Origin of the sequence: Micromonospora sp. DT228, assembly GCF_049841595.1 — a bacterium.
Lineage (GTDB): Bacteria > Actinomycetota > Actinomycetes > Mycobacteriales > Micromonosporaceae > Micromonospora.
Map to the genome: position 1 here is coordinate 25226 of NZ_JBNCKO010000016.1, position 22698 is coordinate 47923.

General features: G+C 71.1%; 19 protein-coding genes. 9 read left to right on the forward strand and 10 right to left on the reverse strand.

Features of this window, described 5'->3' with window-relative positions; genetic code table 11:
* Nucleotides 1-33: 33 nt before the first annotated feature.
* Both ACLQ29_RS26700 and ilvD read right to left on the reverse strand, forming a co-directional pair.
* Nucleotides 34-867: a hypothetical protein gene (locus tag ACLQ29_RS26700; protein WP_425774203.1), complete on the reverse strand. Its 834-nt coding sequence runs from the start codon at nt 865-867 to the stop codon at nt 34-36.
* A gap of 222 nt (nt 868-1089) precedes the next feature.
* On the reverse strand, nt 1090-2937 hold the full coding sequence (ilvD, locus tag ACLQ29_RS26705; RefSeq protein ID WP_425774204.1) for a dihydroxy-acid dehydratase: 1848 nt from the start codon (nt 2935-2937) through the stop codon (nt 1090-1092).
* Between the two features lie 111 nt (nt 2938-3048).
* Here ilvD and ACLQ29_RS26710 point away from each other — a divergent pair, with 111 nt between their 5' ends.
* From ACLQ29_RS26710 to ilvC, 4 genes are all read left to right on the forward strand, one after another.
* Entirely contained in the window at nt 3049-5421 is a 2373-nt protein-coding gene (locus tag ACLQ29_RS26710; RefSeq protein ID WP_425774205.1) for a putative bifunctional diguanylate cyclase/phosphodiesterase, read from the forward strand.
* Nucleotides 5422-5608: 187 nt separating this feature from the next.
* Nucleotides 5609-7492, forward strand: a complete 1884-nt coding sequence (locus ACLQ29_RS26715; RefSeq protein WP_425774206.1) for an acetolactate synthase large subunit — start codon at nt 5609-5611, stop codon at nt 7490-7492.
* An 81-nt stretch (nt 7493-7573) separates the two neighbouring features.
* Nucleotides 7574-8089: an acetolactate synthase small subunit gene (gene ilvN, locus ACLQ29_RS26720; RefSeq protein ID WP_425774207.1), complete on the forward strand. Its 516-nt coding sequence runs from the start codon at nt 7574-7576 to the stop codon at nt 8087-8089.
* A 92-nt stretch (nt 8090-8181) separates the two neighbouring features.
* A complete protein-coding gene (ilvC, locus tag ACLQ29_RS26725; protein WP_425774208.1) occupies nt 8182-9195 on the forward strand; it encodes a ketol-acid reductoisomerase in 1014 nt (337 codons plus the stop codon).
* A gap of 86 nt (nt 9196-9281) precedes the next feature.
* Here the strand turns inward: ilvC and ACLQ29_RS26730 are convergent, their stop codons facing one another.
* Nucleotides 9282-10271, reverse strand: coding sequence for a hypothetical protein (locus tag ACLQ29_RS26730; RefSeq protein WP_425774209.1), 990 nt, complete (start codon nt 10269-10271; stop codon nt 9282-9284).
* A 265-nt stretch (nt 10272-10536) separates the two neighbouring features.
* Here ACLQ29_RS26730 and serA point away from each other — a divergent pair, with 265 nt between their 5' ends.
* Nucleotides 10537-12135, forward strand: a complete 1599-nt coding sequence (gene serA / locus ACLQ29_RS26735; protein WP_393372756.1) for a phosphoglycerate dehydrogenase — start codon at nt 10537-10539, stop codon at nt 12133-12135.
* 74 nt (nt 12136-12209) lie between these two features.
* Here serA and ACLQ29_RS26740 read toward each other — a convergent pair whose 3' ends face one another.
* Together ACLQ29_RS26740 and ACLQ29_RS26745 are read right to left on the reverse strand one after the other, a co-directional pair.
* Nucleotides 12210-12566, reverse strand: a complete 357-nt coding sequence (locus tag ACLQ29_RS26740; RefSeq protein WP_393372759.1) for a hypothetical protein — start codon at nt 12564-12566, stop codon at nt 12210-12212.
* Nucleotides 12567-12866: 300 nt separating this feature from the next.
* Nucleotides 12867-13709 carry an FAD:protein FMN transferase gene (locus tag ACLQ29_RS26745; protein ID WP_425774210.1) on the reverse strand — a complete coding sequence of 281 codons (843 nt, stop codon included), beginning with the start codon at nt 13707-13709 and terminating at the stop codon, nt 12867-12869.
* Nucleotides 13710-13935: 226 nt separating this feature from the next.
* Between ACLQ29_RS26745 and ACLQ29_RS26750 the strand changes: the two genes are divergently transcribed.
* Nucleotides 13936-14967 carry a 3-isopropylmalate dehydrogenase gene (locus ACLQ29_RS26750; protein ID WP_393372764.1) on the forward strand — a complete coding sequence of 344 codons (1032 nt, stop codon included), beginning with the start codon at nt 13936-13938 and terminating at the stop codon, nt 14965-14967.
* Between the two features lie 163 nt (nt 14968-15130).
* Nucleotides 15131-16228: a branched-chain amino acid aminotransferase gene (locus ACLQ29_RS26755; RefSeq protein ID WP_425774211.1), complete on the forward strand. Its 1098-nt coding sequence runs from the start codon at nt 15131-15133 to the stop codon at nt 16226-16228.
* A gap of 72 nt (nt 16229-16300) precedes the next feature.
* On the opposite strand, the gene ACLQ29_RS26760 is transcribed toward ACLQ29_RS26755, so the two are convergent.
* The 4 genes from ACLQ29_RS26760 to ACLQ29_RS26775 all read right to left on the reverse strand — a co-directional run bounded on the left by ACLQ29_RS26760 (nt 16301) and on the right by ACLQ29_RS26775 (nt 18468).
* Entirely contained in the window at nt 16301-17056 is a 756-nt protein-coding gene (locus ACLQ29_RS26760; protein WP_425774212.1) for a tyrosine-protein phosphatase, read from the reverse strand.
* A 55-nt stretch (nt 17057-17111) separates the two neighbouring features.
* Nucleotides 17112-17570: a PRC-barrel domain containing protein gene (locus ACLQ29_RS26765; RefSeq protein ID WP_425774213.1), complete on the reverse strand. Its 459-nt coding sequence runs from the start codon at nt 17568-17570 to the stop codon at nt 17112-17114.
* A gap of 206 nt (nt 17571-17776) precedes the next feature.
* On the reverse strand, nt 17777-18307 hold the full coding sequence (locus ACLQ29_RS26770) for a carboxymuconolactone decarboxylase family protein (protein WP_425774214.1): 531 nt from the start codon (nt 18305-18307) through the stop codon (nt 17777-17779).
* Nucleotides 18308-18309: 2 nt separating this feature from the next.
* The gene (locus ACLQ29_RS26775; protein ID WP_425774215.1) at nt 18310-18468 is read right to left on the reverse strand and encodes a hypothetical protein; all 159 of its coding nucleotides are present in this window, start codon (nt 18466-18468) and stop codon (nt 18310-18312) included.
* 337 nt (nt 18469-18805) lie between these two features.
* Between ACLQ29_RS26775 and cimA the strand changes: the two genes are divergently transcribed.
* Nucleotides 18806-20389: a citramalate synthase gene (gene cimA / locus ACLQ29_RS26780; protein WP_425774216.1), complete on the forward strand. Its 1584-nt coding sequence runs from the start codon at nt 18806-18808 to the stop codon at nt 20387-20389.
* 68 nt (nt 20390-20457) lie between these two features.
* Here the strand turns inward: cimA and ACLQ29_RS26785 are convergent, their stop codons facing one another.
* Nucleotides 20458-21423 carry an endonuclease/exonuclease/phosphatase family protein gene (locus ACLQ29_RS26785; RefSeq protein ID WP_425774324.1) on the reverse strand — a complete coding sequence of 322 codons (966 nt, stop codon included), beginning with the start codon at nt 21421-21423 and terminating at the stop codon, nt 20458-20460.
* A 413-nt stretch (nt 21424-21836) separates the two neighbouring features.
* Here ACLQ29_RS26785 and ACLQ29_RS26790 point away from each other — a divergent pair, with 413 nt between their 5' ends.
* Complete coding sequence (locus tag ACLQ29_RS26790; protein ID WP_425774217.1) at nt 21837-22346, forward strand: hypothetical protein; 510 nt, start codon at nt 21837-21839, stop codon at nt 22344-22346.
* Nucleotides 22347-22698: the final 352 nt, after the last annotated feature.

Consider the following 22698-nt stretch of genomic DNA (forward strand, 5'->3'; position numbering starts at 1 on the left):
CTCCTCGTCGACCGGGCAGCAATCGGGTGCTGGTCAGGTGCCGGTGCTCAGGCCCTTCAGCATCTCGGCCAGGTCGGCGGTCTCCGCCGCCGGCGGGGCCTCGATGGTCACCGCCTTGCCGTAGTCGGTGTAGTCGATGACCATGTCGCCCATCTTGCCCATGCCCAGGCCGGCCCGACGCGGCCGGTACTGCTCGTCGACCCACAGGTCGATCTTGAGCTCCTTGACGCCCTGCGCAGCGAGTGCCTGCTCGGTCTCGGTCCGCCGCTTGGAGTCGATCTGCGCGAGGTAGGTCTCCACCGGAGTGGTGACGGTGTAGTGGACGGTCGGCGCCCCGTTCACCGTCTCCTGCCCCACCACGGTCGTGCCCTCGATGGCGAGCAGCGTCTTGATCTGCTTGACCGGGTCCATGTCGTCGAACTGCTTGCCCAGTTCCGCGCCCGCCTTGTTGCCGGCCACCGCGCTCAGATCCATCTTCATCCAGGGCTTGCCGCCCGTGTTCGCGCGGCCCTCCGCGGGAATCTCGACGAAGAACACCGCGCCGATCATCCGGACGGTGACCGTGGTGCCCTCCGGGTCGGTCATCTTCATCTCGGCCTTGGGCGTGTCACCCAGGTCCAGGACACCCTGCATCGAGATCTTCTGACCGCCCATGGTGCCCGTCATCGTCAGGGTCACCGAGTCGGTCTTGGTGGTGGTCTCCACCGTCTTCTGCAGCGACCCCTTGAGATCACTGGCCAGCAACTCCAGGACGCCGGGCTGCTTCTCGGGCGCCTCGGTCGACCCGGGCTGCGGGCCGCAGGCGGTGCCGGCGAGCGCGGTGAGCGCCGCGACCGCCACCACGGCGGTCTTCTTCCACAGTGCCACGTGCACAGCTATTCCCCCCGTAGGAACCTGGGTCCTCCCAGATAGACGGACGCCACGCTAGCCCATGCGGTCAACCCGCGGGCACCGACTTTCAACGGCCAACCCGGGTGCTGTTGCGGGTTGATCGACTCGCGTTCCTTGATGTCGGGCTATCCCGTCGACCCGGATACCCCGATATCAACGAACGCGAGTCGATCACGCGGCGCGCGCGGGCGCGTGGGGTTACTCCGGGACGCGGCGGTAGGCGCCGTCGCTGGCCGAGGTGGCCATCGAGGCGTACGCGCGCAGCGCCGCCGACACCGGCCGCTGCCGGTCGGTCGGGGTGTACGGCTTGTCGCGCTTCTCCTCGGCCACCCGTCGTGCCTCCAACTCGTCGGCCGGCACGTTCAGCTCGATGGAGCGGCCCGGGATGTCGATGACGATCTCGTCGCCCTCGCGGACCAGGGCGATCAGCCCACCTGAGGCGGCCTCGGGGGAGGCGTGGCCGATGGAGAGCCCGGAGGTGCCGCCGGAGAAGCGGCCGTCGGTGAGCAGCGCGCAGGACCGGCCCAGCCCACGACCCTTGAGGAACGAGGTGGGGTAGAGCATCTCCTGCATGCCCGGCCCGCCCCGGGGGCCCTCGTACCGGATCACCACGACGTCGCCCGCGACGATCTCCTTGGCGAGGATCGCCGTCACCGCGTCGTCCTGCGACTCGTAGACCTTCGCCGGCCCACGGAAGGTCAGGCAGTCGTCCGGCACACCCGCGGTCTTCACCACGCAGCCTTCCGGGGCCAGGTTGCCGTGCAGGATGGCCAGGCCACCGTCGGCGGAGTAGGCGTGCTCGCGGTCCCGGATGCAGCCGCCGGCCGCGTCGGTGTCCAGCGACGACCACCTGTTTGTGGTGGAGAACGGCTCGACGGTACGCACGCCGCCGGGCGCCGCGTGGAACAGCTCGACGGCGGTCGGGGTCGGGGAGCCGCCGCGCACGTCCCAGTCGGTCAGCCACTGGGCCAGCGAGGGGGAGTGCACGGCGTGCACGTCCCGGTTGAGCTGCCCGGCCCGGTCCAACTCGCCGAGGATCGCGGGGATGCCACCGGCCCGGTGCACGTCCTCCATGTGGTAATTGGGCGAGTTCGGCGCGACCTTCGCCAGGCAGGGCACCCGCCGGGAGATGGCGTCGATGTCGGCGACGCCGAAGTCCAGCTCTGCCTCGCGGGCGGCGGCGAGCAGGTGCAGCACCGTGTTCGTGGAGCCGCCCATCGCCACGTCCAGGGCGACCGCGTTCTCGAAGGCGGCTTTGGAGGCGACCGTGCGCGGCAGCACCGAGTCGTCGTCGCCGTCGTACCACCGCTTGGAGATCTCCACGACGGTGCGGCCGGCCTCGACGAAGAGGGACCGGCGCGCGGCGTGGGTGGCGAGCGTCGAGCCGTTGCCGGGCAGTGCCAGCCCGATCGCCTCGGTGAGGCAGTTCATCGAGTTGGCGGTGAACATGCCGGAGCACGAGCCGCAGGTCGGGCAGGCGGAGCGCTCGATCTCGCCGAGCTGCTCGTCGGTGACCGACTCGTTCGAGGAGGCGATCATCGCGTCGATCAGGTCGATCTTGCTGTGCACGACGCCCTCGATGGCCATCGTCTTGCCGGCCTCCATGGGCCCACCGGAGACGAAGACGGTCGGGATGTTGAGTCGCAGCGCGGCGAGCAGCATCCCGGGAGTGATCTTGTCGCAGTTGGAGATGCAGACCAGGGCGTCCGCGCAGTGCGCGTTGACCATGTACTCCACCGCGTCGGCGATCAACTCCCGGCTGGGCAGCGAGTAGAGCATGCCGCCGTGGCCCATGGCGATGCCGTCGTCGACCGCGATGGTGTTGAACTCCCGGCCCACCCCGCCGGCCTCGGCGACCGCGTCGGCGACCAGGCCGCCCATGTCCTTGAGGTGTACGTGACCAGGCACGAACTGGGTGAAACTGTTGGCGATGGCGACGATCGGCTTACCGAAATCGTCGTCGGTCATCCCGGTGGCCCGCCAGAGGGCCCGGGCGCCGGCCATCGTCCGACCGTGTGTGGAGGTCCTCGACCGCAGCTCAGGCATACGTACCAGCATGACACCGTCGCCCCGCCGACCCTCCCGCGTATGCGCCGTGTCCCAACAGATGCACACCCAGCCCCCCACGGCGAGCGTCGATCCGGCACTCTTTAAGGCGTGCAACTCCCCCCGGGCATGGTCGCTGTCGCGGGGCTCAGCGGGCTTGTCGCCGCTGTGGCCGCCGCGCTGCTGACCCAGGTCGCCCGGCGGCACAGCGGGCCGCGCCGGCAGGCACACGTGCTGCTCGCGGCGGCCGCCGGGGTCGCCCTGCTCAGCCTGTTGGCCGGGGTGGTCTCCGTGCTCAGCGCGAACCACCACTGGGCCCACGAGCAGGGGCAGCGCACCGGCTGGGCGATCGCGGTGGCGATCGGCACGGCGGTGAGTGGGCTGGCCTTCGCCGGTGGTCTGCTCCGGCTGCCGGGGGTGGCCGCCACGGCGGCGGGCGCGGCCCGGCTCGCCCTGGACGGGCTGGTGATGGCGGCGGCGCTGTGGTTCGTCGGCTGGGTGCTCTTCTCCGAGCCCACCCGGTTGCTCGGCGCCGCCACCCCGACGGCCTGCCCGGCGATCCTGGTGGTCACGGTGAGTGCCGCGCTCGGTGCCGGGCTCGCGATGATCGTCATCTTCCGGGCTGCCACCCCACGTCGACGGCTCGCCGCGCTGGGCGTCGGCATCAGTGCGGTCAGCTGCGGCGGGATGGGTCTCAGTGCCGGGCTCTGCCAGACCGGGCCGACAATGGCGCTGACCGGTGCGGCGGTGCTCGCCGCCGGTCTGTTGACAGTCGCTCTCGCCGTGCGCGGGGCCGACCGGCCGGGGCAGATCGAGGTGGATCTGATCGGTCGCGACGGCGAGTACGCGATCGCCCCGATGGTCGCGATGGCCGCCTCGGCGATGTACCACCTCGCCCAGGACGGCCGCTTCACGGCAGCGGGCGTCGTGGCCGGCAGCGTGGAGGGCTTCGCCCTGGTGGCGCGGCAACACCTCACCCTGCGCGACGTCCGGGACTACGCGGGCCGCCTGGCCGAGCGCGAGGCGCACTTCCGCGAGCTGGCGCACACCGACCCGCTGACGTCGTTGGCCAACCGGCGCGGGCTGCTGCGCGCACTGCGGGACAGGGCCGAGGCGGGCACTCCCTGTGTGCTGCTCGGTCTCGATCTGGACGGCTTCAAGAACGTCAACGACATCCGTGGCCACGACGTGGGTGACGCCGTGTTGGCCGAGGTCGGCCGGCGGCTGCGGAGCAACCTGCGCCCCGGCGACGCGGCCGCCCGGCTGGGCGGCGACGAGTTCGCCGTCCTGATGCAGGGCCGCACGGCCGAGGCGGACCGCGTCGCCGAGCGATTGCTCGGGGTGCTCAACCGGCCGTACGACGAGCCGGAGGGGCCGGTCTTCCTCTCGGTCAGCATCGGGGTGGCGGGGTGGGCCGGCCAGCCGAACGTGGAGCTGCTGTTGCGCCACGCCGACCTGGCGCTGCGCTACGCCAAGCAGCGCGGCAAGAACCGGATCGAACGCTACGACGCCGCGTACGACAAGCTGCTGCGCCGGCGGACGACTGTGGAGCACGAGCTGCGCGGCGCCATCGATCGCGACGAGCTGCGGTTGGCTTTCCAGCCGGTGGCGTCGCTGCCGTCGGTGCGGCCGGTCGGCGCCGAGGCGCTGCTGCGCTGGCACCACCCCGAGCTGGGCAACATCGGTCCGGACGAGTTCATCCCGCTCGCCGAGGAGTGCGGCATGATCGCCCCGCTGGGGGCCTGGGTGCTGCACCAGGCCTGCTACCAGCTCTCCCGTTGGCTGGCCGACGGCCACGACGTCTGGGTGTCGGTGAACGTCTCCCCGCGTGAGTTGCACGCCCCGGAGTACGTGGTCCAGGTCGCCGAGGCGCTGCGCGCCCACCACGTGCCGCCGCAGCGGCTGGTGCTGGAGGTCACCGAGCACGCGGTCGCCACCGACCTGGACGAGCTGATCCGGCGGCTGACCGCGCTGCGGTTGACCGGGGTCCGGATCGCGCTCGACGACTTCGGGGCCGGCTACTCGTCGCTGGGGCAGTTGCGCCGGCTGCCGATCGACATTCTGAAGATCGACCACAGTCTGGTGGCCGAGCACGAGCCGGTCCGGCCGGTCGGCCAGGACGGTCCGGCGTTCGCCCCGATGGTCGACATCGTCATGCGCCTGGGCCACCAGTTGGGGCTGGAGGTGATCGCCGAGGGGGTGACCACACCCACCGAGTTGGCCGCGGTGGTGGCCGCCGGCTGCCGCTTCGGCCAGGGCGCGCTCTTCGGCTGGGGGGTGCCGGCCGAGCACCTGGAGGCGATGCTGGAGGCGGCCACCTCGCCTGGCGCACGGTCCGCGCCGCTGCCCGCGCCACGCCGGGTTCCGCGCGGGTATACGCAGGTCAACCCGTCTGCTGATGGCGAGTCGCCGGGCGACTCGCCGACGTCCGTTGACCAACATGTGGGAGCAGTTGACTCATCGCGTGAGATGCGTCAGGCTTAGCCGCATGTCGTCGTACCGGTCGCTGCGAGTACTTACCTGAGCGCACTCTCCCCATCGAGAGTGCGCTGGCCCCGTGCATCTGCACGAGGGCCGTTTTTATTGCCATCGGAACCTGGCGAGGCGGGCCCCGCCCGTGTCGCATCGCTTGACTAGCCACCAGCCACTCCAGCCGAAGGCCAGAACCGTCATGACGAGACCCACGCCCGAGACCCTCGCCCACTCCGCCCGCAGGGCCCGTGCGGCCGCCGACCCGACCGTCGAGGTCGACCCGGCCGTCGCACGTCCCGCGGCCACCCCGGCCGTCCCGGCGGTACGGCCATCCGCACCGGCCCAGGTCACCGGGGCCGGCTCGCTCGTGCGGTCCCTTGAGGCGCTCGACGTCGACGTCGTCTTCGGCATTCCGGGCGGCGCGATCCTGCCGGCGTACGACCCGCTCTACGACTCCACCGTCCGGCACATCCTGGTGCGGCACGAGCAGGGCGCGGGGCACGCGGCGACCGGGTACGCGCAGGCCACCGGCAAGGTCGGGGTGTGCATCGCCACCTCCGGCCCGGGTGCGACGAACCTGGTCACCCCGATCGCCGACGCGTACATGGACTCGGTGGCGATGGTGGCGATCACCGGGCAGGTGGCCCGCCCGTCGATCGGCACCGACGCCTTCCAGGAGGCGGACATCCAGGGCATCACCCTGCCGATCACCAAGCACAACTTCCTCGTGCAGAACGCCGAGGAGATCCCGCAGGTGCTGGCCGAGGCGTTCCACCTGGCCAGCAGCGGCCGGCCCGGCCCGGTGCTCGTCGACATCCCCAAGGACGTGCTCCAGGCGCAGACCACCTTCGCCTGGCCGCCCACCCTCGACCTGCCCGGCTACCGGCCGACCCTGCACCCGCACGGCAAGCAGATCCGGGAGGCGGCGCGGCTGATGGCCGCCGCCCGCCGGCCGGTGCTCTACGTCGGTGGCGGTGTCCTCAAGGCCGGCGCCACGGACGGGCTGCGCCGGTTGGCCGAGCTGACCGGCATCCCGGTGGTCACCACGCTGATGGCGCTCGGCGCGTTCCCCGACTCGCACCAGCAGCACCTGGGCATGCCCGGCATGCACGGCACGGTCGCCGCGGTCTACGGCCTGCAGAAGGCGGATCTGATCGTCGCGCTCGGCGCGCGGTTCGACGACCGGGTCACCGGCAAGCTGGACTCGTTCGCCCCGGACGCGACGGTGGTGCACGCGGACATCGACCCCGCGGAGATCGGCAAGAACCGGCACGTGGACGTGCCGATCGTCGGGGACGCCAAGCACGTCATCGACGAGCTGATCGCCGCGGTGACCGTCGAGCGGTCGGCGGGGCGGAGCACCGATCTGGGCGACTGGTGGACTCAGCTGGACGACCTGCGCAACCGCTACCCCCTGGGCTACGACGAGCCGGCGGACGGCACGCTCTCCCCGCAGTACGTGATCAAGCGACTGGGCGAGATCGTCGGCCCGGACGCGATCTTCGTGGCCGGGGTGGGCCAGCACCAGATGTGGGCGTCCCAGTTCATCTCCTACGAGAAGCCGAACACCTGGTTGAATTCCGGTGGCCTCGGCACGATGGGTTACGCGGTGCCGGCGGCGATGGGCGCCAAGGTCGGCAAGCCGGACACGGTGGTCTGGGCGGTGGACGGTGACGGTTGCTTCCAGATGACAAACCAGGAGTTGGCCACCTGCGCGTTGGAGGGCATCCCGGTCAAGATCGCCGTGATCAACAACGGCAATCTCGGCATGGTCCGGCAGTGGCAGACGTTGTTCTACAACGAGCGCTACTCCAACACCGAGCTCGGCACCCACAAGCACCGCATCCCCGACTTCGTCAAGCTCGCCGAGGCACTGGGCTGCATCGGGCTGCGCTGCGAGAACGCCGCCGACGTGGACAAGACGATCGCCGCCGCCATGGAGATCAACGACGCTCCGGTCGTGGTCGACTTCGTGGTCGGCAAGGACGCGATGGTCTGGCCGATGGTCGCCGCCGGCACCAGCAACGACGAGATCATGTTCGCCCGCGGCGTCCGCCCGACCTTCGACGAGGATGACATCTGACATGAGTGAGCGCAGCGAACGAATCAGCAAACTCAGCCTTACCCATGGTCGTGGCACGACCGAGCGAAGCGAGGCCGTGGCATGACCATGCATACGTTGTCCGTGCTCGTGGAGAACAAGCCCGGCGTGCTCGCCCGGGTCTCCGGCCTGTTCTCCCGGCGCGGGTTCAACATCGACAGTCTCGCCGTGGGTGAGACCGAGAACCCGGACGTCTCCCGGATCACCATCGTGGTCAACGCCGAGTCGTCGCCGCTGGAGCAGGTCACCAAGCAGCTCAACAAGCTGGTCAACGTGCTCAAGATCGTTGAGCTGGATCCGCAGGTCTCGGTCGCTCGGGAGTTGCTGCTGGTGAAGGTCCGCGCTGACCGGAACTCCCGGTCCCAGGTGCTGGAGACCGTCAACCTGTTCCGCGCCCGGGTGGTCGACGTCGCACCGGACACGCTGACCATCGAGGCCACCGGCACCCCGGACAAGCTCGACGCGCTCCTGCGTGACCTCGAGTCCTTCGGCATCAAGGAGATGGTCCAGTCCGGGCTGGTGGCGATCGGGCGCGGCTCGCGTTCGATCACCGCCGGGCCGGCGCTCCGGGCCGCCTGACCGCCACCGGTCGGCCCGGCCGGGCCGTACCCGAAATAATCCGCACAGACCACGACGGGCCGCCCCGGCCGTCGTACGAAAGGGAAGTTCTCATGAGCGTTGAGGTGTACTACGACGACGATGCCGACCTCGGCCTGATCCAGGCCAAGAAGGTCGCGGTCATCGGCTACGGCAGCCAGGGCCACGCCCACGCGTTGTCGCTGCGTGACTCCGGCGTCGACGTGGTGATCGGTCTGCCGGAGGGTTCGAAGAGCCGCCCCAAGGCCGAGGAGCAGGGCTTCCGGGTTCTCACGCCGGCGCAGGCCTCCGCCGAGGCCGACGTGATCATGGTGCTCGCACCGGACACCGCCCAGCGTTCCATCTACGCGGAGTCGATCGCCCCGAACCTCGCCCCGGGTAAGGCGATCTTCTTCGGCCACGGCTTCAACATCCGGTACGACCTGATCAAGCCGCCGGCCGAGGTGGACGTGGCGATGGTCGCGCCGAAGGGCCCCGGCCACCTGGTCCGCCGCCAGTACGCCGACGGCAAGGGCGTCCCCTGTCTCGTCGCCGTCGAGCAGGACGCCACCGGCAACGCTTTCGCCCTCGCCCTCGCGTACGCCAAGGGGATCGGCGGCACCCGCGCCGGCGCGATCAAGACCACCTTCACCGAGGAGACCGAGACCGACCTCTTCGGCGAGCAGGCGGTGCTCTGCGGCGGCGCCTCGGCGCTGGTGCAGACCGGTTTCGAGGTGCTCACCGAGGCGGGCTACGCCCCGGAGATCGCCTACTTCGAGTGCCTGCACGAGCTGAAGCTGATCGTCGACCTCATGTACGAGGGCGGCATCGCGAAGATGCGCTACAGCATCTCCGACACCGCCGAGTACGGCGACCTCTCCCGTGGCTCGCGCATCATCGACTCCCGGGTCAAGGACGAGATGCGCAAGATCCTGGGTGAGATCCAGTCCGGCGAGTTCGCCCGCGAGTGGGTCGCCGAGGACGAGGCTGGCCGGCCCAACTTCACCAAGTGGCAGGCCGAGGGTGCGGCGCACCCGATCGAGGAGACCGGCAAGAAGCTGCGCGGCATGATGAGCTGGGTCGACCGCCCGATCACCGAGACCGCCTGACTCTCACCAGCAACGGTCCACCAGCGGCCGGCGATCCCGCGCTCTCCCCGGCGCGGATCGCCGGCCGCTGGCCGTGGCGCCCCGCGTCAGCGGCTCTCCCGCGCCTCGGCCTCATCGGCTGCCCGGGCGGCCTTCTCGTAGAGCCCGAGGGCCTTGAGAGTGCCGGCGAGCGTGCGCAGCGCGACGACCAGACGGCTGTGATATCGAACGAGGTCGTGTTCGGCCAGCCAGCGGTAGTGCCCGACCGCCTCCTCGGCAGCCGCCACGGCCGCGTCCTGTTCGCCAAGCCCCAGGTGGCACCTGGCGATCACGAACATCAGTTCGCCGAGCGTCGGGCGGGCCCGCAGTGGCTCAATACGACTCAGGAAGGTCAGGTCCCCGCGGGCGTCCCTGGTCAGTGTCAGAGCTTCGGCCCATCGGCGATGGGTGGCGAGGGAGTCCGCGAGCCCGGTCACCGCTTCGAGTCGCGCGGGCCAATATTTCGCCTGTATCCAGAAGGGGAACTGCCGAAACAGCTTGACCGCCTCCTCCCGGACGGCGAGTGCCTCGGCCGGCTCGCCCAGCACCGCCCGGCAGTAACCCTGCACGGTGAGGGACTGGGCCAGCGCCGTCCGCTCACGAGCGTCGAGCGGCGCGCACCGTAGCCAGGTCTCCCGGGCCTGCTCGGCAAGCGGCAGCGCGTCCCGGGGTGCGTCGGGGCAGAGTTGGGTGGCCACCGTCAGCCGCGCCGTGGCCAGGACGACGAGGCCGTCCCGGTCGGTCGCGTCCTCGACGTACCCGATCGCCTCCCGACCCAGCGCAAGCGCGGATGCGATGGTGCGGTCGTCCGGGATCGAACCCTGCGCGACGAGCGCCCGCGCGAGCCCCACCTCGTGCCGGCCCCGCCGATCCTGGACCAGCCGTCGGTAGAGCGCGACCGCCTCGTCCGCGGCGGCGGTGCGCCGGGACACGACGCTGCGGAGGATTTTCACCTGTTGGGACCGGGTGACCAACGCCTCGGCCAGCTTCGGACCGAACCGCGTGAGATCGACGCGGGCCAGCCGTCGGAGCAGCGTGACGCGTACGGCGAGCAGCAAGAGCGGATCCTCCCGCAGGGGTGTGCATCCGGTTGTAGCGGGTGCGAGCAACCGTGTCGGTGCGGTGAACGGCCGATGTCCGGCGCTCGACCGGGCGTGTGAGGGCCCTCACCCCGCAGACCGGAACACGCCGCCCAGCCAGGCCCCTACGATCGCCTGTAGGTGCAGCAGCCGGCACCTGACGGCCACGGCACGGATCAGCGCAGGGCGCAGTGCGGCGCCCGGCCGCCCGCGCCGATCGCAAACACGACCTCTACGAGGACCGATGACTCCTGTCGTACTGATCGCCGAAGAACTCGCCCCCGCCGCCATCGAGGTGCTCGCCCACGACTTCGACGTCCGGCACGTCGACGGCACCGACCGTCCGGCCCTGCTCTCGGCGCTCTCCGAGGCCGACGCCGTCATCGTGCGCAGCGCGACCCAGATCGACGCGGAGGCGGTCGCCGCCGCGCCGCGACTCAAGGTGGTCGCCCGGGCGGGCGTCGGGCTGGACAACGTCGAGGTGGCCGCCGCCACCGCGCGGGGCGTGATGGTCGTCAACGCGCCCACCTCCAACATCGTCTCCGCCGCCGAGCAGGCCGTCGCGCTGTTGCTCGCCGTCGCCCGGAACACCGCCAGCGCCAGTGCCGCGCTCAAGGCGGGGGAGTGGAAGCGGTCCAAGTACACGGGCGTCGAGGTGCAGGGCAAGACCGTCGGCGTGGTCGGGCTCGGTCGCATCGGGGTGCTCTTCGCGCAGCGCATCGCCGCGTTCGGCACCCGGCTGATCGCGTACGACCCGTACATCCAGCCGGCCCGCGCGGCGCAGCTCGGCGTACGCCTGGTCGGGTTGGAGGAGCTGCTGCGGGAGAGCGACTTCATCTCCATCCACCTGCCGAAGACGCCGGAGACGGTGGGCCTGATCGGTGAGAAGGAGCTGGCGATCGTCAAGCCCGGCGTCCGCATCGTCAACGCCGCCCGTGGTGGCCTCGTCGACGAGCAGGCGCTCGCGAACGCCATCGCCGAGGGCCGGGTCGCCGGTGCCGGTGTCGACGTGTACAGCAAGGAGCCGTGCACCTCCTCGCCGCTGTTCGCCTTCGACAACGTGGTGGCCACCCCGCACCTGGGCGCCTCCACGAACGAGGCGCAGGACAAGGCCGGTCTCGCCGTGGCGAAGAGCGTCAAGCTCGCGTTGCAGGGCGAGTTCGTGCCGGACGCGGTGAACGTGCAGGCCGGCGGCGTGGTCGCCGAGGACGTGCGGCCGCTGCTGCCGCTGGCCGAGAAGCTCGGCCGGGCGTTCACGGCTGTCGCCGGTGGCATCGCCGCGAGCGTCACCGTCGAGGTTCGCGGCGAGATCGTCGCGCACGACGTGTCGGTGCTCAAGCTCGCCGCGACGAAGGGCCTGTTCAGCTCGGTCGTCGAGGAGCAGGTCACCTACGTCAACGCGCCGCACCTGGCCGCGGAGCGGGGCGTCGAGGTCACCCTGGCGACCCTGGCCGAGACGGCCGAGCAGCCCACGCTCGTCACCGTACGCGGCGCGCTGCCGGACGGCCGGACGGTGAGTGTCTCCGGCACCGTCACCCACTCGGGTGCTCGTGACGTGCTCAAGCTGACCGAGGTGGACGGCTTCGACGTGGAGATCGGCGCGGAGGGCATCCTGCTCTTCCTGCGCTACGCCGACCGGCCCGGTGTCGTCGGCACGGTCGGCACCCTGCTCGGCGAGTCGGGCATCAACATCGCCGCCATGCAGGTGGCCCGGCGTGAGGCGGGCGGCGAGACGCTGATGACGCTCACCGTCGACCAGGCGCTCGGCGCCGACCTGCTCACCTCGGCCGCCGAGTCGATCGGCGCCACCGCGGCCAGCGCCGCCGACCTGCGCGACGAGTAACAGCCGACAAACACCGTGGGGGGCCTGGCGATTCGCCGGGCCCCTCGTCATTTCCCGTGCGTGCCGCCGGTGGGTCAGCCGGGCAGGCGTGCCGGCGGCGGGTAGACCGAGCCGTCCTGCGGGTCGAAGAGCATCAGCCCGTGCTCCCCGGCCAACCTCTCGATGTCCAGCAGCACCTGGTCCGCACAGGTCGGGTGCAGGTTCAGCTCGACATGGTCGTGGGCGGCGTGCAGCGGTGCCACCGCCCACGGGCTGTTCGCGCCGGGGTGACGGTCCGGATAGGAGGCGGTGATCGCCCGGTAGAAGCTGACCACCCGCGGGTCCGGGTAACGGTCCACGTGTCGCCCCTGCCGGCAACCGTTTACCGCTGTCCGCACGTCCTCGGGCGTCGCCCCGTCCTCCAGGGCCCACACGCTCAGATCGAAACTCACGGCGGATAGCGTGCCATCCGCCGTTCACCATGTCGAAACTGCCTCGCCGCCGGTCAACAAGTGGGCCCGGAGTCTCCCGTCACGACGGTCCGGTGTAGAGACTCTTGCGGCGAGTTGCGTCGATTCGCTAGCGTACGTACTGCGGTCACTGGCCGAGTTCGAGGCGCCGGCCCGTCTTCGGGTGGCGCGGTCGGCATCCGGCGCGACCGGTCCGCACCCCTCGATTGCGCGAGCCACGCGCACTCGTCGCTGATCGGCCCCCACGGTCGTTGCCGAGAGCGTGGGGGCCGATCGCAACAGTCAGCGCCGGTGGGCGAAGAGCGCCCGATAGTTGGAGTTGCCGCGAAACCAGGCCAGGCCGGTGGGGCCGGCGGCGTACAACGCGGTGGCGTAGGCGTCGGCGATCGTCAGGTCGGGGCCCACAACCGTGGCGGCGACGAGCTGATCCGCGGGCTCACCGGTGTGCGGGTCCACCACGTGCCCCTGCCGCCCGGTCACCCCGGAGGTGCCGACCGCGCCGGTGGTCATCTCCAGCACCAGCGGTGCGCGCTCGGGCGCGGTGGGGTGGTGCACCGCGACCCGCCAGGGCCCACCGTGCGGCGCGCGGCCGCGGACGACGAGGTCGGCGCCGGCGAGTACGGCGTAGTCGTGGATGCCGGCGGCGCGAAGCCGCTCGGCGGCCCGTTCCACCGCCCAGCCGTTGAGCAGGCCCCCGGGATCGAAGCCGCCGGGCACGGCCCAGGCGTCGAACCATCCGTCGGTGGCCGCGCGCATGGCCGCGCAGCGGTCCACCAGGTCGGCGAGCGGCGCGTACGAGTCGGGGCTGATCTCACCCCGACGCAGCCGGGAGACCAGGCTCTCCGGCCGGTTGGGGCCGTAGGTGAGGTCGATGGCGCGCAGTTCGGCGACGCTGTCCCGCAACGCCTCGCCCACGCCCCGGCGGCCGAGCCACTCGGGTGCGTTGAGGAGAAGCGTGTATTCGGCGGTCGCGGTGCGCACGGTGTGCTGCACCGCGATCCGGCCCTCGGTGGCGCCGGCCGGGTCGATCCGGTTCCGGCGGCTGCCGAGTCGGAGGTCCGGACGACGGTTGCGGAACGCCGACGGATCCGGCCAGCGGGTCCGCGGCTGCTCGTCGATGCGCATCGCATCTGCCCCCTCGCACTCGGCGCCGCGTCGTCGCGACCCAACTGTCAGCAGGCCCCCGTGACCCGCTGACCACACCGTAGGCAGCGGACATGACCGGCTCATGAGTCCCAGCTGAGAGGCTGCTGTGCATCATGTTTTCTCATATTGTGGACGTCCCGTACCGGGAGGCGGGACAGCGACGTACCGTTGCCGAGACGGAACCGTTGAGCAGAGGAGTGCGGTCGTGGCGCGGATCGCGGTGGTGGCCGGAGACGGCATCGGGCCCGAGGTTGTCGCGCAGGCGCGCAAGGTCCTCGACGCGGTGCTGCCGGACGTGCAGGCCACCGAGTACGACCTCGGCGCGGCCCGCTGGCACCGTACCGGAGAGGTGCTGCCCGACTCGGTGCTCACCGAGTTGGCCGGGCACGACGCGATCCTGCTCGGCGCGGTCGGTGACCCGACGGTTCCGCCGGGTGTGCTGGAGCGGGGGCTGCTGCTCAAGCTCCGGTTCGCGTTCGACCAGTACGTCAATCTGCGCCCGTCCCGGCTCTGGCCCGGGGTCGCTGGCCCGCTGGGCAACGTCAAGCCGGGCGAGGTCGACCTCGTGGTCGTCCGCGAGGGCACCGAGGGCCTCTACGCCGGGGCCGGTGGCTCGCTGCACCGCGACACCCCCGCCGAGGTCGCCACGGAGGAGAGCCTGAACACCCGGCACGGCGTGGAACGGGTGATCCGGGACGCGTTCGCCCGCGCCGCGCGCCGGGAGCGGCGCAAGGTCACCCTGGTGCACAAGACGAACGTGCTCACCCACGCCGGGTCGCTCTGGTCACGCACCTTCGACGTGGTCGCCGCCGAGCACCCGGACATCGCCACCGAGTACCAGCACGTCGACGCCGCCGCGATGTTCCTGGTCACCCAGCCGCAGCGCTACGACGTGGTGGTCACCGACAACCTCTTCGGCGACATCCTCACCGACATCGCCGCCGCCGTCACCGGTGGGATCGGGCTGGCGGCCAGCGGCTGCATCAACCCCGAGGGGGCGTACCCCTCGATGTTCGAGCCGGTACACGGCTCCGCGCCGGACATCGCCGGGCGAGGCATCGCCGACCCGGTCGCCGCCGTGCTCTCCGCCGCATTACTGCTCGAGCAACTCGGGCACACCGAGTCCGCGGCCCGGGTCAACGCGGCGGTCGCCGCCGAGCTGGCCAGCCGCACTCCGGGCGTGACGCTGCGTACCGAAGAGGTCGGCGATCGTCTCGCCGCCCACGCCGTAGCCTGACCGCCCCGGCCCCACCCAGCGACCGGCCCGGCCTCGGCTCGGCCGGGTCGCACCGTCTCGCCCGAGCGGCGCTACCCGCTGAACGGCCGTTCGGGTAAGTTTCTGGCACAGCCAATTCGGTGTGCGGTCCCGCATGCCGTTGTCCCGCAGGGAGGTCAGCGCGATGAGCGGTGGTGACATGCTCGACTTCGAGATCCGTCCGAATCCCGCGCCGGTATCCGCCGCCGACCGGGCCTCGCTGCTGGCCAACCCCGGGTTCGGCCGCGTCTTCACCGACCACATGGTCACCATCCGGTACGCCGAGGGCAAGGGTTGGTACGACGCCCGGGTGGAGGCCCGCGGCCCGATTCCGATGGACCCGGCCAGCGCGGTGCTGCACTACGCGCAGGAGATCTTCGAGGGATTGAAGGCCTACCGCACGGCCGACGGCGGCGTGACGATGTTCCGGCCGGACGCCAACGCGGCCCGGTTCGTCGCTTCGGCGCAGCGGATGGCGATGCCGGCGCTGCCGCCGGAGGTCTTCGTCGACTCGCTGCACAAGCTCATCGAGATCGACCAGGAGTGGATCCCCACCGGTCCGGACGGCAGCCTCTACCTGAGGCCGTTCATGTTCGCCAGCGAGGTCTTCCTCGGCGTCCGCCCGGCCAACGAATACCTCTACATGGTGATCGCCTCACCTGTCGGCGCGTACTTCACCGGCGGGGTCAAGCCGGTCACCGTCTGGGTCTCGCCGGACTACACCCGGGCCGCGCCCGGCGGCACCGGCGCGGCCAAGTGCGGCGGCAACTACGCGACGTCGCTGGCCGCCCAGGCCGAGGCGATCGAGGCGGGCTGCGACCAGGTCGTCTTCCTGGACGCGGTGGAGCGCCGGTTCGTGGACGAGCTGGGCGGCATGAACGTCTTCTTCGTCTACGACGACGACTCGATCGTCACCCCGCCGCTGACCGGCACGATCCTGCCGGGCATCACCCGCGACGCGATCCTCACGCTGGCCGGGGCGGCCGGGCACCGGGTCGAGGAGCGGCCGGTCAGCTTCGCCGACTGGCAGGCCGACTCGGCGAGCGGACGCCTGAGGGAGGTGTTCGCCTGCGGCACCGCCGCGGTGATCACCCCGATCGGTGGGGTCCGCTTCCCGGACGGCGAGTTCCTGATCGGTGGCGGCGAGCCCGGCCGGGTCACCATGAGCCTGCGCGAGCAGTTGGTGGGCATCCAGCGCGGCAACGCGGCCGACGAGTACGGCTGGGTGCAGCGGGTCCTCTGAGCGTCGTGCCCCGCGCCGGCCCGTCCCGATCGGACGGGCCGGCGCGGCCGGACCCGGGTGGTCGGCCCGGCCCTACGCCCCGGTCGGCTCGTCGAGCAGGTGGTCACGGAGGGCGGCGAGCTGCTCGTCGGTCACCCCGGCATGCCGCAGGTACGCCTCGACCGAGCCGTGCCCCTCGCGGAGCTCGTCGAGGAAGAGCTGCATCGCCTCGGCGGGCGAGGCCAGGAACGGCGCCGGCACGTCCACGCCCTCCGGGTTGATCGAGGCCAGCCAGGCACTGTAGCGGGCCGACGCCTCGCTGCTGAGCGCATAGTCCGCCGTGATGTCCGCGTCGTCGACGCCGAGCACGGCGAGGGTCAGCGCACAGACGATGCCGGTGCGGTCCTTGCCGGCGACGCAGTGCACGACCACGGGGGCATTCGCGGAGTCGGCGATCAGCCCCACCGCCTCGCCCAGCCCGGCGGTGCCGGTCTGGGCCAGGTCGGCGTACCGGTCCGCGAGGTAACGGGCCAGGCTGGCACCCTCCTCGTGCGGCACGTTCGCCCAGTCGGCGTGCTCCGGGTGGATGTTGCGGTAGGTGAGCCCCTGATATGCCGGCACCCGCCCGTCTCGCTGCACCTCGGTGGGGCGGCGCAGGTCGATGACGGTGCGGATGCCGATCGCGGCGAACGCGTCCCGGTCCTGCTCGGTGAGGCGGTGCAGCGAGTCGGACCGGAACAGCCGGCCCCGGCGTACGGGTCGGTCGCCGTGGCCGAGATAGCCACCGACGTCGCGGAAGTTGAAGGTGGCGGGCAGTGTGGTCTGGTGATTGTCGTCGATGGCGTCCACGTTCACACGGTAACGGCCGGTGGGGAAACACCCCACCGGCCGTCGGGTCGAACAGTCACCGGGCCGTGCCCGGCGGGAGGGCCCCGTACGTCTCGTCGTAGTAGCCGCCCAGCTGATCCCGGTAGCTCGGGTCGCTGTGGCTGCTCTCGTCGTACTCCGGAGCGGCCTTGATCTGGTCCCGGGTCCGGTCGACGGAGACGGTGCGCTGGTCGTGGTCCACCTGGTTGACGGTGCCGGCCGGAAGCATCACCTTCTTGCCGAAGATCCAGGTGCCGGTGTCCACCACCAGGTAGCTGCCGCCCACCTCGTGGCTGGCACTGTCGATCTTGCCGACTCCACCGTCGCTGGCCTCGACCTTGTAGCCGACCAGGTCGACGTCGGCCACCCCGGTCTGATCCCGGTACCGCCAGGGGTCGAACGTGCCGGCTGGCGCGCCCCCGGCCACAACGCCCTGGTCACCGCCGCGCAGCGGGTCCGGCCCGGCGTGGGTGGCGTGCGGATCGATCCTGTCCATGCCGTTCACTCCTGACTGTCGCCGATCGTCTCGGCGTAGGCGGGTTCGTCGTCCCCGCAGGAGCTACCCGGCGACCGGGGACCGGAAACGGCGAGCGGCCGAGGGCCGTGGGTGCGGCGACGGGCCGTGGGTGCGGCCACGGTCGCGGGTGCGGCGACGGGCCGACGCCGCAAGGTGCGGTGCCGGCCCGTCGGGGGCGTGCCTGCTCAGGCCAGGGCGGCCTCGGCGTCCAGGGTGACCGCCGCGGCGTGCACCACTGCCGAGATCCGCAGGGCCTCGTGCACCTGCTCGCGGGTGAAGCCGCTGGCCCGCAGCGTCTTCTCGTGCGACTCCAGGCACATACCGCAGCCGGTGATCGCCGACACGGCGAGGCACCAGAGCTCGAAGTCGCCCTTGTCCACGCCGGGCCGCGCGATGATCTGCATCCGCAGGCGGGCGGGCATCGAGGCGTACTGCTCGTCGCCGATGAGGTGCTTGGCCCGGTAGTAGATGTTGTTCATCGCCATGATCGCGGCGGCGCCCTTCGCCGCCTCGACACCCTCCGGCCCGAGGTGCCCGAGCGCCTCGGCCGCGATCTCCCGCAGCGCCACCGGGTTACGAGCGGCGACCGCGCAGGCCAGCGCGGTGCCCCAGGTCTGCACCGGGGTCAGCGTCGAGGTGCCGAGCGTGGAGCCCAGGTTGAGCCTGATGTCCTTGGCGTACTCGGGCAGGGCCGCCTTGACCGCGTCCAGACCCATGCTCAGACTCCGGCGGCGGCGAGGAGCGCGTCGGCGTCGAGGGGGTCGCCGCCCTTGTTCCAGTTGCACGGGCACAGCTCGTCGGTCTGCAGCGCGTCGAGCACCCGCAGCACCTCGGAGACGTTGCGGCCGACCGAGTCGGCGTCACCGACAGTGAGCACAGGTCCTCCTTCTAGGCGGCACGGTGGCCGTAACTTGATCCGTTCCAGATGCTTCCGCACCACTGTTGTGGCCGGTGGGCGGCCTGGGGGCGTGTGAAGCCGATCACCGGCGGCGGTTCGGGCCGAGCCGGCAGGGTGGCCAGCGTGCGACACCCTCCGTGGTGGTCCCGATATATGGATTGTTCTTCCCACATTCGGGGGTGAGTGGCAGAGTGGCGACCGTGAGCAACACCTCCCTGATTATTGCGACCTAGCGCGCCGGCCCTCCCCTCCGCCGAGCGCGCAGACCTCCCGCACCCGCGGGAGGTCTTTTTGTTGCTCCGAGAAAGGAATCCTGATGACGTTCCAGGTCTTCGACACGACCTTGCGCGACGGCGCCCAGCGCGAGGGGCTCACCTACTCGGTGGTCGACAAGCTGGCGGTGGCCCGGTTGCTCGACGAGTTCGGCGTCGGCTTCATCGAGGGCGGCTGGCCGGGCGCGGTGCCCAAGGACACCGAGTTCTTCCGTCGGGCGCGCACCGAGTTGGACCTGCGCCACGCCGTGCTCGTCGCGTTCGGCGCCACCCGCAAGGCAGGTGTCGCGGTTGCCGACGACCCCCAGGTGCGTGCCCTGCTGGACGCGCAGACCCCGGCGGTGGCGCTTGTCGCCAAGGCCGACACCCGGCACGTCGAGCGGGCGCTGCGCACCACCGGCGCGGAGAACCTGGCGATGATCCACGACACCGTCAGCCACCTGGTCCGCGAGGGCCGGCGGGTCTTCGTCGACGGCGAGCACTTCTTCGACGGCTACCGGCACGACCCCGCGTACGGCGCTGCCGTGGTGCAGACCGCGCTGGCCGCCGGCGCGGAGCGAATGGTGCTCTGTGACACCAACGGCGGCATGCTGCCGTCCCAGGTGAGCGCCGTGATCGGTGATCTGACCGACAAGCTGGGGATCGACGCCGGGCTGCTCGGCATGCACGCGCAGAACGACACCTCCTGCGCGGTGGCCAACACGATCGCCGCCGTGGAGGCGGGCGTGCGCCACGTCCAGGGCACCGCCAACGGGTACGGCGAACGCCCCGGCAACGCCGACATCTTCGCGGTCGTCGCCAACCTCCAACTCAAGCTGGGCATGCCGGTCCTACCGGAGGGCTGCCTGGCGCAGATGGTGCGGGTCTCGCATGCCATCGCCGAGATCGCCAACATCGCCCCCGACACCCACCAGGCGTACGCCGGGGCCGCCGCCTTCGCCCACAAGGCGGGGCTGCACGCGAGCGCGATAAAGGTCGACCCGTTGCTCTACAACCACGTGGACCCGTCGGTGGTGGGCAACGACATGCGGATCCTGGTGACCGAGATGGCCGGCCGGGCCAGCGTCGAGCTGAAGAGTCGTGAACTGGGTCTGGACCTGGGCGGCAGTCCGGAGGCGTTGACCCGGGTCACCAAGCGGGTCAAGGAGTTGGAGGCCGGCGGCTGGTCCTTCGAGGCCGCGGACGCCTCCTTCGAGCTGCTGGTCCGCTCCGAGTTGCCGGAGGGCAGCCCGGCTCGACCGTTCACCCTGGAGTCGTACCGGGTGCTCGTCGAGCATCGCGAGGACGGCTCGGTGGTCTCCGAGGCGACCGTCAAGATCCGGGTACGCGGTGAGCGGGTGATCGCCACCGCCGAGGGCAACGGCCCGGTCAACGCGCTCGACGAGGCGCTGCGGGTGGGGCTGGCCCGGCACTATCCGCAGCTGCGCAGCTTCGAGCTGGCCGACTACAAGGTGCGCATCCTGGAGGGCAGCCACGGCACCGGCGCGGTGACCCGCGTGCTGCTGGAAACGGCCGACGGCACTGGCCGGGACTGGACCACTGTAGGTGTGCACCCCAACGTGGTCGAGGCCAGCTGGCACGCCCTGATCGACGCCCTCACCTACGGCCTAGCCCCCACCACGGTCTAACCCCACCCCACCCCGCCAACACCCTCGCGATCTTGCACTTTGTGTTGTTGATGTGCGGCGTTTGCCACTTATGTCGGGACAGGAAGTGCAAGATCGCGAGGGCGGGGGAGGGTTACGGTGGCCAGGACGGGGCGGTGGTCGCTGCCGGGCAGGGCGAGCACCCGTACCGAGCGAACCGCGATGCGGTGGTCCACCAGGACGTGGTCGATGGTGACGGGTGGGATGAGGTCACCGTCGTACGGGCCCCAGGTGCCGGTCAGGCCCTCTCCGGCGGCGTCGGCGGCGTCCACGTAGCCGGTGCGCAGCAGGGCGCGTAGTGGGCCGTGGTCGAGAGTGGCGTTGAAGTCCCCGGCGAGGATCTGCAGGCCACCGTCCGGGGTGGCCGGAGGTTGCGCGGTCAGGTCGGCACGCCAGTTGCCGACCTGGTCCAGCGCGTACGGGGCCGAGGGGTGGGCCGACTCGACCCGTACCGGGGGTGCGCCGGGGACGGCCACCGTCGCGTACGCCTGGGTGAAGCCCCAGCCGTTGAGGTTGTGCCGGAGGCCGACGTCGCTCAGCGGCCACCGCGAGTAGACCCCGGAGCCGGGCGTGCCGATCGCCGGGTTGAGCTGCCGGTGTGGCAGCAGCCGGTCGAGGCCTGCCTGATCCAGCGCGGTCTGCGCCTCGGGCGTGAACTCCTGCACGGTGAGCACGTCCACCCCGTGCCGCCGGACCAGCTCGACAAGCGTCCCCGCGTCGCCGGAGCCGGCGAGCAGGTTGGCGGTGAGTAGTCGCACTGTCGGCCCGGCCGCTTCCGGCTGCCGGGCGTCCAGCGCCCGAGGTGCGACCACGCCGAGCAACGCCAGCGCCGTCAGGGCCGCGACCGCCGCCGGCCACCAGCGCCGCAGGGCGAGCGCGAGGGCCAGCGGCAGCACGCTGAATCCCGCGATGTACGGCGTGAAGGCGAGCGCCTGCACCAACGGCCCTCGGTCCAGGCCGACAAGCCGGACGGCGGCCCAGAGGGCGGTCGGCGCGACCGTCAGCCAGCAGAGCACCGTGCCGAACCGAGCCGAGCGGTACCACCGTGCTGCGGGCGTGGGCGTGGGCGTGGGCGGCCCGTCGACGATCATGACGGTGATCCTAGTGGGTCCGCCGAAACCGTTTCGTGAATGGCGATGCGTTCATATTTCACTATTATCTGACGGCTGACTGACAAGTCGATAAAGTGAGATCAACTATTGACGTTCGGCTTTTTCCGATGCTACGTTCCATCTGACTCAAGCGACGCAACTCTGAGTAGTAATCCCAGCTCAGATGGGATGTAGATAGTTCCGAAATCAATCTCACCGGTTGTCAGTGAGTGAGGTTTCCCGGCACCCCAGTGTCGTCGTCCGCCTATTCATGGGCAGTCATCCGTCCCGCCCCGCGGGTCGGCCGAATTCGCACGGTCACACAAGGGGGACCTGTCATGGAAATTTCCTTCCGACGCAAGGCGGCAGCCGTCACGTTCGCTGTCCTGGCGCTCACTCTGGTCGGTGGGGGGATCGCCGTCGCCCAGCCGTCGGCGAAGGCGCCGCAGGCAGCCGTCAAGCCGGCGGCACGTGAAACGAACAGCCAGCCGCCGGTCACCGCCGAGTCCGCACGCTCGGCGAAGGCCGCGCTGAAGGCCGGCGGGGTCACCACGATGGCCGCCGCCACCTGGTTCACAGTCGTCAACGCCAACGGCACCAAGGCGCGCGGCACCGGCACCGTGATCAAGTACGGCCCCGGCCAGTACGAGGTGCAGTTCGGCTACAACGTGTCGGCGGGCGCCTTCCTGGCCACCATCTCCCGACACGACTCCTGCTGCATCCCTCCGGGTGGTGAGGTCGGGGTCGCCCCGCGGCTGAGCACGCCCAACGCGGTCTACATCGAGACCCGCAACTCGGCGGGAACGCCGACCGACCGGGGCTTCACCCTGCTCACCCACACACCCTGACCGATCGACACCCGGCCCCCGCGCCCTGTGCGCGGGGGCCGCGTGCTGTCACCCGTGCGCGGGGCTTGTGCGACCGTGCCGTGTGCGCGGGGCCCGGGCACCCGCGCCTCGCGCGGGGCGGACGTGTGCTGTCACCCGCGCACCGCCCCGGCCGCGGAGGGCGGCTCGCCACCGTGCTTGGGCCTGATCGACTCGACGTCCGGGAAGTCGGGGTGTCCTGGGTAGGTGGACGGCCCGGTTTCCGGAAAATCGAGTCGAATCAGACGTTCTCGCGGCGGCTCGCGCCGATCGTCACACTTGCGTGCGACTCATCCCCGTTCCGGCCACTCCGGGCCGGTCCGGGCCGCACAAT

Coding starts and splice junctions, on each gene's coding strand:
- serA (WP_393372756.1), top strand. CDS start 10,537: ATGACTCCTGTCGTACTGATCGCCGAAGAACTCGCCCCCGCCGCCATC.
- ACLQ29_RS26765 (WP_425774213.1), bottom strand. CDS start 17,570: ATGGACAGGATCGATCCGCACGCCACCCACGCCGGGCCGGACCCGCTG.
- ilvN (WP_425774207.1), top strand. CDS start 7,574: ATGACCATGCATACGTTGTCCGTGCTCGTGGAGAACAAGCCCGGCGTG.
- ACLQ29_RS26745 (WP_425774210.1), bottom strand. CDS start 13,709: ATGCGCATCGACGAGCAGCCGCGGACCCGCTGGCCGGATCCGTCGGCG.
- ACLQ29_RS26790 (WP_425774217.1), top strand. CDS start 21,837: ATGGAAATTTCCTTCCGACGCAAGGCGGCAGCCGTCACGTTCGCTGTC.
- ilvC (WP_425774208.1), top strand. CDS start 8,182: ATGAGCGTTGAGGTGTACTACGACGACGATGCCGACCTCGGCCTGATC.
- cimA (WP_425774216.1), top strand. CDS start 18,806: ATGACGTTCCAGGTCTTCGACACGACCTTGCGCGACGGCGCCCAGCGC.
- ilvD (WP_425774204.1), bottom strand. CDS start 2,937: ATGCCTGAGCTGCGGTCGAGGACCTCCACACACGGTCGGACGATGGCC.
- ACLQ29_RS26755 (WP_425774211.1), top strand. CDS start 15,131: ATGAGCGGTGGTGACATGCTCGACTTCGAGATCCGTCCGAATCCCGCG.
- ACLQ29_RS26770 (WP_425774214.1), bottom strand. CDS start 18,307: ATGGGTCTGGACGCGGTCAAGGCGGCCCTGCCCGAGTACGCCAAGGAC.
- ACLQ29_RS26715 (WP_425774206.1), top strand. CDS start 5,609: ATGACGAGACCCACGCCCGAGACCCTCGCCCACTCCGCCCGCAGGGCC.